The sequence below is a fragment of the Ochrobactrum quorumnocens genome, from assembly GCF_002278035.1.
In the GTDB taxonomy this organism is placed as follows: domain Bacteria; phylum Pseudomonadota; class Alphaproteobacteria; order Rhizobiales; family Rhizobiaceae; genus Brucella; species Brucella quorumnocens.
The window spans coordinates 855,093-868,592 of the sequence record NZ_CP022605.1; the positions used below are offsets into that span (position 1 = coordinate 855,093).

Genomic DNA, 13,500 nt, shown 5'->3' on the forward strand with positions numbered 1-13,500 from the left:
CTCGTCGTAGGAGCATCCTACCACTGGGTTCAGCCAAGTCCGGGGAGACATGCGCCCGCACAGTTACTTGGGGAGAGGAGGGGAGCGTGAAGAAGCTTCGCTTCCAACAGGAATGAAATCAACGCCAACCGTTCCAAGGTGATTGAGGGTTTTAACCGCGCCGTTGCTGCCAAATGATAGGATGAATAGACGCGGTGAGACGCAAACTGGTCCGAATTGTCGGCGAGGGGACTATCCAAGGTTTTTGACAAATGGAGCGACAAATCATTCCAGAGCTATTCGTTTGATCTATCGCGGAATTACCCGCAGCCGCAGACGCCATGACGAGACTGCTCGCTTTTGGCGCCTACTCATCAACCACCCGCTAAAGGGCTCTCCTTTGAAGGATATTACGCATTCATCACGTAATTCAGTTCAGACGTCCGCTCTGGGTTGAATCACATTCGGTTCTGCCCCAGGTTCTCGAAAGCTGCCATTTTCCACATTGGCCGAACGTCTCAAGTGTGGTGCGACAGAACCAATCTGATCGTTAGGACTTTCAACAAATATCGCGGTCAGGCTACCATTAGTATCCTCTTTGCCACTTCATACCGGCTATGACATGTTGTGATGCTTAAGCACCGCGTCCTCATAATCGAATTCCAGAAGCGCTCCTGAGGCCGGTGCGCAGGCAATCTGATCATCTGTCAAGCCGATCTGGGCTGTGGTAACGAACAAAGTCCGGCCATCGCCGCCAAAGGCGCAACTCGTCGCGCGCGGCACAGGGAGAGCGATCAGACGCTCAAGAGAGCCGCCAGGAGCAATGCGAACGATGGCCGATCCGTCGAATAGGACACTGAGAAGATAGCCGGCGCTGTCCATCGTCAGGCCATCAGGCTTTCCCTCACTGGGATCCATATCGAAGAATAGACGGCGGTTGCTGATTCCGCCCGTGACCTGATCGAAGTCGTAGGCGTAGATCTCTCCCTTGTGGGAGTCAGTGTAATAGAGCGTTTGGCCATCCTGGCTCCATTCCAGACCATTGGGCAGATCGAAGCCTGTCTCCGCGATATGCCACGTTCCATCTGGATCGAACCGGTAAAGGATGCCGACGCCCTTTTGTCTTTCCTTATTCATGAGGCCTGTCCACAGCCGACCTTGGCGGTCATATTTCCCGTCGTTGAACCGGAATGCCTGATCGGCATGTGGAGCGCGTGCAAAGCGTTCGATGCGGCCATCCGCTCCGAGGTGTGCCAGCTCGCAGTCGATGCCCAGAACGATCTGCCCTGTGGGGCTCTCTGCCAGCAGGCCCACATCGCCGGGAATGTCGATGACTTCATCAACCCCGGAGACCGGATCATAGCTATGGAGCAGCCTGCCCATTATGTCGATCCACAGCAGCCGGTTGCGCCGCTCGCTCCAGATAGGACTTTCTCCAATAATCGCGTTAGCTCTGAGTGCAATCCTGAAGACGAGAGCGGCGCTCATGACCGTGGTTCCTGTGCAAGAACTGCAATCTGGCGCCATGCATTAGCCACAGCGGCTGGAGTGTCAGCGTGAACCGCGCGCAGGTCACGCGGATAATCCACCCCCTCGGCCTCAACTGAGCGGGTCGCATGGAACTGCCCGTTTGCGGCACGCAATATCCAGCCCCCTTCTATACATGCGGCAGAGGCAAGGAAAGCTACACCCGGGGCAACAGTTTCGGGTTTCAGCTCGTCCGGTTCGCCCTCCACGCCCCACATCCGGGTCTTTGCAACCGGAGAAACCGCATTGACGATAATGCCGTGCGCAGCCCCTTCGTCTGCAAGCACGTTCATGATGCCCACGGCTGCCATCTTGGCTGCGGCGTAAGAGGCAAGACCCTTCTGCACATATTGCGGATAAAGAGCGCGGCATGAGGTTGTCAGCACAATCCGGCCATAGCCAGCCTCACGCATGCTGGGCCATGCGGCTTGAGCGATCCAGAGCGGTGCTTTCGCCGTGACGGTCATCATGTGGTCGAATGAGGCATCCTGAAAATCCTCGATCCGTTCGTAGCCGACCCAGCCGGCATTGTGGATCACCGCATCGAGGCGTCCGTTTACGGCCAGGCATTCGCGCACCAAGGTATGGCAGTCATCACGCGTGTTTATCGGGGTGTGATAGGGGTGCGCTATGATCCCCTCTAAGAAAAGGCTTGCGGCTACACTTTCCACAAGTGTGGGCTCGGTGCCGGTTCCATCCGTCTTTGCTCCGACATCATGCAACAGGACAAAGGCGCCGAGTTGACCAACTGCTCGCGCATAGGCAAGACCTAAGCCTCGTGCAGCTCCGGTTATAAGGACAGTACGTCCGCGAAAATCTAACAAGTTCATCATGACTTCCTTCGTTGCTTGGATGATGACCACAATGATACGATACGTCCAATACTAAGAAAGTTGGATTGTGATATGTCTCATGTATCAAGTAAGTCGTTCACTTCTAGGCGCATCATGATCGATCTGCGTAAAATGGAGCAGTTCGTCGCCGTTGCGGAGGAGGGGCACTTCCACCGTGCGGCTCACCGCCTCGGTATGTCCCAACCGCCCTTGACGGTTGCGATTAAACGGCTGGAAGAGGATCTGGGTGTGGTGCTGATCCAGCGGGGAGGCAACCGGACAATGGGCCTGACCCCCGCCGGTTACGCGTTTCTCCGTGAAGCGCGTGAGACACTTCGTCAGGCGCATTACTCGATCTGTATAGCGCAGGAGACCGCAGCTGGTTTTAACGGCCTTCTACGGCTGGGGTATGTCGGTAGCGCTCTCTATGGTCGTTTACCCGATACGGTAAGGGAATTCAGAGATACAAGGCCCGATGTGCGTTTGGAATTGCACGAGGCAACCACAGCCACACAGATTGCCAGACTGCTGAACGGCACGCTTGATGCCGCAGTCATCATTCCTCCAATAGCAGATGGGGAAGGGATCGAGTTGCACGGCTTCGATAACGACCGGCTTTGCATGGCTTTGCCGCTTGATCATCCCTTATCCGAGAAGGAAAAGTTAACTCTTGCGGAGCTCGCTGATATAAACTTTGTGCTATGGCCAATTATCGAAGGGCGTGGCTTCCACCTTCGGGTGATCCGTTTGTGTGCCGACGCCGGATTTGTGCCTCAGATTATCCAGGAGGCGCATGGTATGCATGCCGTTTTATCACTTGTCTCAGTGGGCGCTGGGGTTTCCATTGTCCCAGAGAGCATGTCAAGCTTCCGACCGGATCGCATTGCGTATCGCTCAATCACCGAGCCGCAAGCAGATTTCGAGCTGTCATTGGCCGTCTGCGAGCCGACACCAGCGACTACAGCATTTGTGAACCTAGCCACGACGCTGCCAAGACGCTTTAACACTGAAAGTATGTCAAGTTTATAAAGCGGGGGCTCGCTTCGGTCGATGACCTTACGTCTAGGCTAAACTTCTGACGAGGCCGAATCTGGAAGTCGGCGTAGGTCGAAATTTCGGTCGTCAGTCCAGATGTCGACGAGGTGAAGGGAACTGATGAGTTTTGCGTCCAATGGCTGCGTCACCGCCATTGCTCAGTTGTTCACATGCCGCTCGGTTCAAAGTCGTCGGCAACTCTCGTCACCCTGCGAACTATCGGCTTGGGCCGGAAGACGTCACCCGGGTGGCACGTGCCTCGTGTGAGGAGCGCAAACGGTAACGATCCCCGGGATATGTGAAGCGGCTGCGTGTGACTGGTATCCCGTCCCGCCATGTCTGCCTGTCTACAAGCAGGCAGGGTTGACTGATTTCAATCTGCAGGATTTCGCGAATATCTTCATCCGCGCGTATGGCACGGATGGTATTGTCCACTGTCGTGACAATCGTGTTGCGCAACAGCCAGGAATTCGGGGTAATCAGGTTGAAGTCTTGTTGGAGATAATCGGGCGCTTCAGAGCTATTGACATATCGCTCTTCGATCTGGATTGGCGTGCCATCTTCAAGATGCAAAAGCTTGGAATAGAAAACTTCATTTTCCGGTGAGCTCTGCAACATGTTGCGCCGTGGGTTGTCCGCACTCAAAGTCTCGTGCTGCAAAACACGGCTGCTATGCGCGCCACCCGACAGGATCACTTCCTCTGAAGCGTCTGGCAAATTGAAAATGGCGCATTGCATTCGGGGACCGATGACGAAAGTTCCGCGCCCCTGAATGCGCAAGAGAACGCCATCAGCCTGCAATTCCCGCAATGCCCTTCTAACAGTTAGACGAGACGCGCTAAAGGTTCCCGCGAGATCATCTTCCGAAGGCACCTGAAAGTTTGCCGGCCATTCTGCTGTTTCAATCTTTTTGTCGATGGCGCTTTTTATTTGAGCATACAATGGTTGGTCTGAACTGTTCATATCTCTACGACAAATAATGTTATTAATAGCCTATAATCACATTCATAGTCTGTTTGGGTCAAGCCCACTCGAAGAATTACACATGTCCGTTCGATGGTCGCGCGCAATCGTTCTAGCTATAAATTCAGCTTCTGCCGGAAGATGGGCTAGCGCTGAAAAGCCAAAGACTTTTAATAACACCAGCGAAACGGCGAAAATGTCGGGCTTCTCATCAATGGGTTCCACCGCGAAATAGGTGGGAATCAGTCTTTCCAGAACTACAACCTCAATTTTTTCGGCATTTAACTCAACGCTTTTTATAGTTTCTCGGAAGGCACTCGTACTCTCAAAACGTGTTATCCACGAATGCACCTTCAGCGCCTTTCTGACAGCTCTCAGCGGGATAACGATCTTTTCGCGCCATTCTTGTACCTCAGCATATAAAGCACTGACAGCTTTTGCCGTAACGTGATGGTTCGTTGTCACCGCGTGCAGAACCGCCAAAAAAAATGGCACGTCAATGGCGTGATCGTCTTGTAAGCCCAGTAAGGCATGCGGAATTCCGGGCTCGGCATAAAGTTTGAGCATAAAGCTCCAAAGCTCTGATTGTGAGTCAATATCATTCATAAGACCGCGCCTCTGTCTCTATGATCCGGATTTCATCCCGTCCCAACGTTTTACCGTGCCGGTTTCAATGCCGAACAGATCAAGAGCGCGGCCCACCGAATGGCAGACCATCTCATCAATACTATTGGGTTGCGAGTAAAAGGCAGGAACGGGTGGCATTATGATGGCACCCATTTCCGTGAGAGCCGTCATCGTTTTCAAATGCCCCAAATGGAGCGGCGTTTCTCTCACCATAAGGACCAGTCGACGCCGTTCTTTCAAAACCACATCGGCAGCCCTGCTCATAAGCGTCGAAGTCACTCCCGTGGCTATCTCGGACATGGTTTTAACAGAGCAAGGAGCGATAAGCATACCCATTGTTCTGAATGAACCCGATGCAATCGAAGCGCCTACATTTGCGGCAGAATGAACGACATCGGCTTGAGACGACAATTCCGATCTTTGTATGCCAAGCTCCTGATGGAGCGTGAGGAGCGCTGCGCGTGAAACGACAAGATGCGTTTCAACGCCTACCGATCGCGCCAAATCTAATGCTTTGAGCCCATAAGTCGCACCCGAAGCACCAGAAATTCCTATCACCAGGCGTTGAACACTCATCGGTTAAGCTCCCTCGAACCAGTCACTGGCTTTGACGCTGTCACCAAATCGCAATCGCTTGCGTTCAAACTCCAGCTCACGCCCCCATGGCTTCGTCGCATCTACAAGCAGCCTGCCCCAATGGTCCTTTTGTTCGTCTCGATAGAAAGACGGTGTGTCCGGGATGACCAGCATGTCCTTGTCTGGGCGACAACGCGTCAAGATGGCCCATTGGACATCGTCCATGTCGTAAATGTTCACATCGGTATCCACCACCGTGATCTGCTTTGACCAAATGGGTTCGGCTCCGATAGCCGCCAACATGACCTGACGCGCATGACCCTCGAACTGCGGGTCGATCTGAATGATGGCGTGATTGACAAATGGTTGACACGTTACATTAACGATGCCGGGAAGTGCCGCACTCAGACGCTGATAGATATTTGCGGATACCGATAACTCCAGTGTGAGCACTTCTTCGGGCGAACCACACAAGATCGAATGGAACATCGCGTCTTTACGTACGGTCACCCCCAGAACTTCGAAAACCGCATTGGGTCCGACTGGGACGTAATAGCCCATAAATTCCCCAAAAGGCCCTTCGGCCCGGCGTTCATTGGGAAGGAAGCGACCTTCGATAACCACTTCAGTTTCTGCTGGGACCTCAAGATCGATATGATTGCATTTGCGCATGGCAATTGTTCGTCCGCGCAATCGTGCTGCCACCTCCAATTCGTCGACATCATATGGCAACGGTGCCGCAGCGGTTAAAAATGCATGTGACGGCGGGCCGATCAGCATTGCTGCTTCAAGCGGCTTGCCCAGTTTCTCGGCCTTTTCATGATAGATCGTCAAATGGTGGCGAGGAGCCAAGCGACATCGCAGTTCTTGATCGCTGATGAACATTGAGCGATGATAGGAGAGATTGCCAACGCCGGTTTCCGGATCTTTGGCGATGAACATAGCAGAGGTGAAATAGGGCGCGCCGTCCCGGTCTGAATATGTGATCAACGGCAGATCGGAAAGTTTTACTTCTTCATATTCTGGAAGCTCGCAGTGATCGGCAAGTTTCAACGGCTCTTTCATCTCCGAAGTTCCAAGAGATGCAAGACGGCTCCATTGGGTGCAAAAATCCTTTGCATCAATGCCGATCACTTCGGCAATTCTGTCACGCGTGCTATAGACATTACTGACGACGGGAAATCGTGTGCCCTTCACATTGGTGAACATCACCGGCCTGGCCCATTTTTTCTGTGCCAGCTGCGTGACGGCGGCAAGTTCATGTGCAGGGTCGATCTCACGATCAACTACAAGCAGATCGCCTCGCTCTTCAAGCTTTTTGATAAAATCTCTCATCTCAAACTCCTTTCTAGTATTCAGCGGGCTCTGCCCAAATTGGGTGTCAATGCGACACGGGTGGTGCGCGCGTCGTGCGTGGAACGCAGTCGATAACGGTCTCCCGGATAGATAAAGCGGCTGCGCGTAACCGGAATTCCGTCACGCCAGGTCGATCGGTCTAAAAGTAGGCAGGGATGGTTTGCATCGATCTGCAAAAGCCGACGTATGTCGTCTTCAGTGCGAATGGCACGAATGGTATTCTCGACAGTGTTGACCACAGTTTCGCGCCGAAACCATACTTCTGGGCCTTGCACGGAAAACGTCTGATCCAGATATCCCGGAGCTTCAGCCGCGTTGACATAGCGTTCTTCAATCTGAATGGGTGTGCCATCTTCCAGATGAAGAAAACGGCTGTAATAAACGACTGCATCTCCGGGCAATTGCAGAATGTTGCGTGCAGGATTGTCTTGCGCAAGGGTTGTATGAGCCAGGACCTGACAGGTGTGCGCGCCGCCAGAGCTTGTAATCTCGTCGCTAATATTTGAAAGGTTGAACACAGCGCACTGAATGCGCGGCCCTAGCACAAATGTGCCCCGCCCCTGCACGCGGATCAACACGCCTGCCGTTTGCAACTCGCGTAAGGCGCGGCGCACAGTCAGTTGTGAAACCTCAAACTCGGCGGCCAGATCGCCTTCAGAGGGGATCTGGAAATTTGCCGGCCACTCTTCGGTTTCAACACGGCGATCAATTTCGCATTTGATCTTTTTGTAGAGATGCTGGTCAGCGTTCACGGTATGCACTCATAAAATAAGTCAATGTGATATAAAACTTCCAACAATATGATATTATAATCAAGTCCATAAATTTTTATAAATTTCAAATTTGCACGCAGTAGATCCTTTAGGTCGAGAAAAGTCGCCAGTTTCAAGGTTTTCACATCGTTATGGGTCCATTTAGGTGGCACATCTTTTTTCTATTGACTTTTAAAGTGATATCACTTTGCATAGATAAAGATGTCTTTTGTGCATCAAAATGAATAATTCAGGGCCGCGCGTCGCAAAAGGAAGTTTTGCTTTCAGTACAAAGGCTCGCCAAGAGGAGGGGCAATGTCGACCCACGATCTGCAGAAACTTTCGATGTATATCAACGGTGAATGGGTAGAGCCATCATCGGGCCAATATATCGAGACCATCGATCCGTTTACGGCAAAGCCTTGGGCTTTGGTGCCTCGCGGCAATGCCGAAGACGCGGACAGAGCCGTAAAGGCAGCGCATAACGCCTTTTCCACAGGCCCGTGGAGAAAATTACATCCGAGTGAACGCGGGCGAATTATACAGCGCTTCGCCGATCTCATTGAACAGAATGCCGATGAACTGGCAGAGATCGAAGTGCGCGATAATGGTCGCCTTCTCGCCGAAATGCGACACCAAATTCGCTATATTCCGCGTTGGTATCACTATTATGCCGGGCTTGCGGACAAGATCGAAGGCGCTGTGCACCCCTGCGATAAGAAAGCATTGAGCTTCTCTAGACACGAGCCACTTGGCGTCTGCATTGGCATCGTGCCGTGGAATGCGCCGCTGTTTTTGTTCTCGCTCAAAGCTGCTCCCGCTTTGGCCGCCGGCTGCACTTTGGTGATGAAACCGGCTGAATATACGTCTGCAACAGCTATCAAACTGATGGAACTGGTCGAAAAAGCTGGTTTTCCTGCGGGCGTGATTAATGTCGTAACGGGTTATGGACCCGAAGTCGGCGAGCCGTTGGTGACGCACCCACTTACTCGCCACGTTGGCTTTACTGGATCGACACGCACTGGGGCGCATCTGTATGCTCTGGCCGCCAAGGACATCAAGCGGGTCAGTCTGGAACTAGGTGGCAAATCGCCCAATATCATTTTCGAAGATGCTAACCTTGATAATGCTGTACGCGGCGTCGTCGGCGGTATTTTTGGCGCGGTAGGCCAGACCTGTATCGCAGGATCTCGCTTGTTGTTGCAGCGTAAGATCCATGATGAATTTCTGGAAAAATTGACGGCGTTTACCAAAACGGCACGCATTGGAGATCCAAAACATCTCGATACCCGTATCGGCCCCATCGCGAACGCCATGCAGTATGAAAAAGTACTGGACTATATCAACATCGCCCGCCAAGAAGGTGCAGAGCTTATCCTGGGCGGCAAACGCCCTGATCTGGATGAATGTGCGGCGGGCTATTTCGTTGAACCAACCATTTTTGCTGGGGTGCACAATGACATGCGCATTGCCCGAGAAGAAGTCTTCGGACCTGTTCTAGCGGCCATCCCATTCGATGATCCGGAAGAAGCAATAGCGATTGCAAACGACAGCGAATTCGGTTTGGCCGCAGGTGTTTGGACGTCGGATATGCGCCGCGCCATCCTCATGTCCGAAAGCCTGGAAGCGGGGAGTGTCTGGGTAAACACATATCGTGATGTGTCCTACACTACGCCATTTGGCGGTTATAAAAAGAGCGGAATAGGCAGGGAAAACGGGATAGAAGGTATTCGAGAGTTCCTTCAGACCAAAGCCGTGTGGTTGTCCACAGCAGAAGAGATCGCAAATCCGTTCGTGATCGGTTGAGAAGGAACGGCATCACCAAAGTTAAAAAACAAGCGAGCCATTTGAGGCCGGGTGGCTCGCATACAATGATGGCCAAAGGGGAACTAAAAAATGAGTGTTGTAAAAGCAAGACGCACTAAGAAAGCAACGGCGCTTACCGTCGGGGCGGCTATAAGCCTTCTCATGATCACGGGCGCTGTCAGTGCCCAAACTGCAGCTGACAGTCTGCCGCAGAAATATCGCGATGCGGGTGTCATCAAGCTGGTTACCGATGCTAAGTATCCACCTTTTCAGTCCATCAACGACGCCGGCGAGATGGTCGGTTTTGAAGTCGATCTTTGGAATGCCATCGCAGCCCGTCTCAACGTAAAGATGGATGTTACGTCTGTCGCATTCGATTCCCTGATCCCTGGTGTGCAATCTGGGCGTTGGGATATCGCGATGGAGGGCATCACTGACAATACCGAACGTCAGAAGGTCGTCAGTTTCGTTGATTACGGTTACACGACATCATCAGCCTATGTCCTTGAACAAAAAGGCGCTGATATCAACGACCATCTTGGCCTTTGCGGGATGAAGGGTTCTGCACAAAGCGGTACCGAATGGGTCGAGATGATCACGAAGGAAATTGGGGATGCCTGCGTTGCGGCAGGCAAGGAAAAGCCGACAGTCTCCGAATTCGGCACATCCGAAGCCACATTGCTGTCCGTTTATTCCGGACGCAGCGATTTCGTTTTAACCTCTGCGGCGCTCGCCGGAGAAATCCAGAAGTCGGCACCGCATCCGGTAAAGGTCATTTCCATGGCCATTTTGCCCAGAATGCCTAGTGGTATTGCGTTTCGAAAAAATGAAACCGGTCTCGGCGAAGCACTGCTTGCAGCTCTGAAGGAAGTCAGGGCGAACGGAGACTATGGCAAAATCTACGCCAATTGGACTGTCTCGCCAATGGCGATGGAACACGAGCCGGGGATAAATCTCGCCACGATACCAGCTTTAAAATAGCAATCTCGGCCGGTGACACAGCTCATAATCGAGTGCATCGGCCGCATCAATGCGAATACGATTGAGAGACAGCCCCTTATGTCGGATGATTCAAATCTCGCCCTCTCGTCTTCCCCTGACCGGCCCATGCTGACATATGTTCCGGCCAGCGCCTGGAAGACGCGGATCGCTGCAACGCTGCTTATCATCTTAATACTTTATTGCGTCCAGAAGATTGCGGCGAATCCCAATTTTGGATGGAGTGTCGTTGGCGAATATCTGTTCGATAGTCGTATCCTGTGGGGGCTGTCACTCACGCTATGGCTGACTGTGGTCACCATGGTTATAGGGGTTGTACTGGGGACCATTTTCGCCATCATGGCGATGTCAAATAATGTCGTCATTTCGAAAGTAGCTAGCGCCTATATCTGGTTCTTTCGTGGGACCCCTGTCCTGGTTCAGTTGATCTTCTGGTACAATCTCGGAGCCCTGTTCCCCGAAATGTCGATCGGTTTGCCGTTCACATCATGGTGGATATCCGTTTCCACCAATTCACTGATATCGCCGGTAACCGCAGCGGTGCTTGGTTTGGGTTTGAACGAAGGCGCCTACATGTCCGAAATCATTCGGAGCGGCCTGATGTCGGTAGAGCCCGGCCAAAAACAAGCAGCAAAATCCCTTGGCATGACCAACAGCAAGACTTTGTGGCGCATCATACTGCCGCAGGCAATGCCCGTCATCATACCTCCGACCGGCAATCAAACGATCGGTATGTTGAAGACATCCTCTCTAGTAAGCGTTATATCGTTGGCCGACTTGCTCTACTCGGCTCAAACGATCTATTCCCGCAATTTTCAGACCATTCCTTTGTTGATCGTAGCGTGCATCTGGTATCTGGCGGCAACGACTATCCTGAGTGCCTTGCAGGTGCGCATTGAGCGACATTTCGGTCGCTCCAATCAGCAAGCCAATACCCCAATCCGTCGTCTGTTTCGTCAGAAAGCTCAATAAAATGTCCGATCCGATGATTGTCTTTGACCGGGTGTCGAAAAATTACGGCAGCATGACTGTGCTTAGTAACATCAACCTTGAAGTCGCCGCCGGTGAGGTGATCAGTCTGATTGGTCCGTCAGGATCGGGAAAGTCAACGCTTCTTCGCTGTGTGAACCATCTAGAACGCATTGAGCACGGCAGCATCACCGTTGACGGCGAATTGATCGGCTACCGACGCGAGGGAAATTTTGCACATGAACTTCCTGAAAAGCTGATAGCCCGGCAACGCGCCCGTATCGGCATGGTGTTCCAGAACTTCAACCTCTTTGGGCATAAAACAGCAATCGAAAACGTTATTGAGGCACCTGTCCATGTGATGGGAATAGCAAAACGCGAAGCCGAAAAACAAGCAGGTGAACTGTTAGCGCGCGTGGGATTGGCGGATAAATTGCACCATTATCCCCGCATGTTATCTGGTGGGCAGCAGCAGCGCGTTGCCATCGCACGCGCTTTGGCAATGAAGCCCAAGGTCCTGCTTTTCGATGAACCGACCAGTGCGCTTGATCCTGAACTGGTGGGTGAAGTGCTGGACGTGATGCGTTCGCTGGCCGCCGATGGCCTGACAATGATGGTGGTGACACACGAAATGTCGTTTGCGCGCGATGTCTGCAACCGAATTGCATTCATGCAGGCTGGGCAAATTGTCGAATGTGGTACTCCATCGGAGATACTGGATAATCCCGCATTCGAGCGAACGCGTTCTTTCTTATCCAAGGTTCACTAGATGATCGTTCCGCACAAGGCCAATTCTTCTGACAAATGGGACCTGATTATCGTCGGGGGTGGCATCGTGGGTTGTTCAACAGCCCTCTATGCGGCCCGATCAGGCTTGCGCGTGCTCATCGTTGAACGTGATACCCCCGGGGCAGCCCAGTCCGGCCGAAATCTTGGCTTTGTTCGCCAGCAGGGCCGCGATTTTCGCGAGTTACCCCTTGCAATGGCTGCTTTGAACCTATGGGATGGGCTGGAACAGGATTTGGGCCGAAAAGTCGGTTGGCTTCGTGGTGGCAACGCGGTTCTTGCCATCAATGAAAGCGACACCGCAAACCAGTCCGACTGGCAATCCAAAGCTAAACAGTTCGGGCTCGACACGGTTTTGCTGACACAATCGCAAGTGCGAGAAAAACTTCCGCTTATTTCAGACAAGGCCCGTGTGCGCGGGGCGATGTTTACAGCATCCGATGGGCGTGCCGAACCGGGCCGCGCAACCCGAGCCATGTTTGAAGCTGCAGTCGAATCCGGAATTTCTGTGATCCTCGGAGGCCGTGCTACACAACTGGACCTTCAGGCCGGACATATCAATGGCGTCTGGATTGACCGCAAGCTTTATCGCGCAGAACAAGTGCTTTGCGCAGCAGGTACTGAAAGCAGCAAGTTGCTACGTGCTGGCGGATACAATCTCCCGCAGGAAAAAATACGCGCAACCGTAGCACGCACGGTCCCGGCTGCTGGCTTCACGGTCAATCCGTGCGTCTCGCTACCACTCACCGGTATTCGGCAAGATGTGCGCGGAGCATTCATTTTTTCTGTGGCAGGGGGCGAATATGATGTGCGTTTCGATTCCTGGCGCTACATTCGGCACTACAGAGACACACGCAAAAGCAATCCTGATGCTGCGCGCGTGAACTATTTCGGCCCTCTGCAAAAGCTTGTTCCGTCGCGGCCAGCGGCAACGATTGCGGATATTGCGCCCACAAGCGAGGCAGTTGAACCTGCATATTATCGTGTGCAGCAAGCACATGACGAGATACGGACTTACCTGCCGGCGATAGCCGATCTCGAAATCGAAGCGGTATGGGCCGGCATCATCGATACGCTTCCCGACGTTGTTCCGGTTATGGGCCACGTTAAGAGTGTCGATGGACTTTTGGTCGCAACGGGGTTCAGCGGACACGGTTTTGGGCTGGGGCCCATGGCTGGCAAAGTGATGTCTGAACTGGCTCGGGGACGCCCCTCTTCGGTTGAAATATCGGGTTTGTCACCCGCCCGTTTCTAGCAGCTTGTACGCGCCCTGAACGACGCAATTCCTTCAA

The 13,500-nt window shown here is 52.8% G+C and carries 13 protein-coding genes; 6 read left to right on the forward strand and 7 right to left on the reverse strand.

The window, feature by feature from the left end; all coding sequences use genetic code 11:
• Positions 1 to 594: 594 nt before the first annotated feature.
• A complete protein-coding gene (locus CES85_RS26275) occupies positions 595 to 1,467 on the reverse strand; it encodes an SMP-30/gluconolactonase/LRE family protein (protein ID WP_167388333.1) in 873 nt (290 codons plus the stop codon).
• Positions 1,464 to 2,339, reverse strand: coding sequence for an SDR family NAD(P)-dependent oxidoreductase (locus CES85_RS26280; RefSeq protein ID WP_244923345.1), 876 nt, complete (start codon positions 2,337 to 2,339; stop codon positions 1,464 to 1,466). The genes CES85_RS26275 and CES85_RS26280 overlap by 4 nt, the downstream gene beginning before the upstream one ends.
• A gap of 114 nt (positions 2,340 to 2,453) precedes the next feature.
• Here CES85_RS26280 and CES85_RS26285 point away from each other — a divergent pair, with 114 nt between their 5' ends.
• Positions 2,454 to 3,368, forward strand: a complete 915-nt coding sequence (locus CES85_RS26285) for a LysR family transcriptional regulator (RefSeq protein WP_095448688.1) — start codon at positions 2,454 to 2,456, stop codon at positions 3,366 to 3,368.
• A gap of 222 nt (positions 3,369 to 3,590) precedes the next feature.
• Here CES85_RS26285 and hutC (CES85_RS26290) read toward each other — a convergent pair whose 3' ends face one another.
• The 5 genes from hutC (CES85_RS26290) to hutC (CES85_RS26310) are packed head-to-tail and all read right to left on the reverse strand — an operon-like array spanning position 3,591 to position 7,657.
• A complete protein-coding gene (hutC, locus tag CES85_RS26290) occupies positions 3,591 to 4,337 on the reverse strand; it encodes a histidine utilization transcriptional repressor HutC (RefSeq protein WP_095448689.1) in 747 nt (248 codons plus the stop codon).
• A gap of 42 nt (positions 4,338 to 4,379) precedes the next feature.
• On the reverse strand, positions 4,380 to 4,943 hold the full coding sequence (locus CES85_RS26295; protein ID WP_095448690.1) for a TIGR02444 family protein: 564 nt from the start codon (positions 4,941 to 4,943) through the stop codon (positions 4,380 to 4,382).
• Positions 4,944 to 4,961: 18 nt separating this feature from the next.
• A complete protein-coding gene (locus CES85_RS26300) occupies positions 4,962 to 5,540 on the reverse strand; it encodes a UbiX family flavin prenyltransferase (protein ID WP_095448691.1) in 579 nt (192 codons plus the stop codon).
• A gap of 3 nt (positions 5,541 to 5,543) precedes the next feature.
• A complete protein-coding gene (locus CES85_RS26305; protein ID WP_095448692.1) occupies positions 5,544 to 6,875 on the reverse strand; it encodes a UbiD family decarboxylase in 1,332 nt (443 codons plus the stop codon).
• A gap of 20 nt (positions 6,876 to 6,895) precedes the next feature.
• Entirely contained in the window at positions 6,896 to 7,657 is a 762-nt protein-coding gene (gene hutC / locus CES85_RS26310) for a histidine utilization transcriptional repressor HutC (protein ID WP_095448693.1), read from the reverse strand.
• Between the two features lie 306 nt (positions 7,658 to 7,963).
• Here hutC (CES85_RS26310) and CES85_RS26315 point away from each other — a divergent pair, with 306 nt between their 5' ends.
• The 5 genes from CES85_RS26315 to CES85_RS26335 all read left to right on the forward strand — a co-directional run bounded on the left by CES85_RS26315 (position 7,964) and on the right by CES85_RS26335 (position 13,463).
• Positions 7,964 to 9,454: an aldehyde dehydrogenase gene (locus CES85_RS26315; RefSeq protein ID WP_095448694.1), complete on the forward strand. Its 1,491-nt coding sequence runs from the start codon at positions 7,964 to 7,966 to the stop codon at positions 9,452 to 9,454.
• 90 nt (positions 9,455 to 9,544) lie between these two features.
• Positions 9,545 to 10,435: an ABC transporter substrate-binding protein gene (locus CES85_RS26320; RefSeq protein WP_095448695.1), complete on the forward strand. Its 891-nt coding sequence runs from the start codon at positions 9,545 to 9,547 to the stop codon at positions 10,433 to 10,435.
• A gap of 126 nt (positions 10,436 to 10,561) precedes the next feature.
• Positions 10,562 to 11,425: an amino acid ABC transporter permease gene (locus tag CES85_RS26325; protein ID WP_208636320.1), complete on the forward strand. Its 864-nt coding sequence runs from the start codon at positions 10,562 to 10,564 to the stop codon at positions 11,423 to 11,425.
• A 1-nt stretch (position 11,426) separates the two neighbouring features.
• Positions 11,427 to 12,191, forward strand: coding sequence for an amino acid ABC transporter ATP-binding protein (locus CES85_RS26330; RefSeq protein ID WP_095448697.1), 765 nt, complete (start codon positions 11,427 to 11,429; stop codon positions 12,189 to 12,191).
• The gene (locus CES85_RS26335) at positions 12,192 to 13,463 is read left to right on the forward strand and encodes an NAD(P)/FAD-dependent oxidoreductase (RefSeq protein WP_095448698.1); all 1,272 of its coding nucleotides are present in this window, start codon (positions 12,192 to 12,194) and stop codon (positions 13,461 to 13,463) included. It begins immediately after the preceding gene.
• Positions 13,464 to 13,500 lie beyond the last annotated feature (37 nt).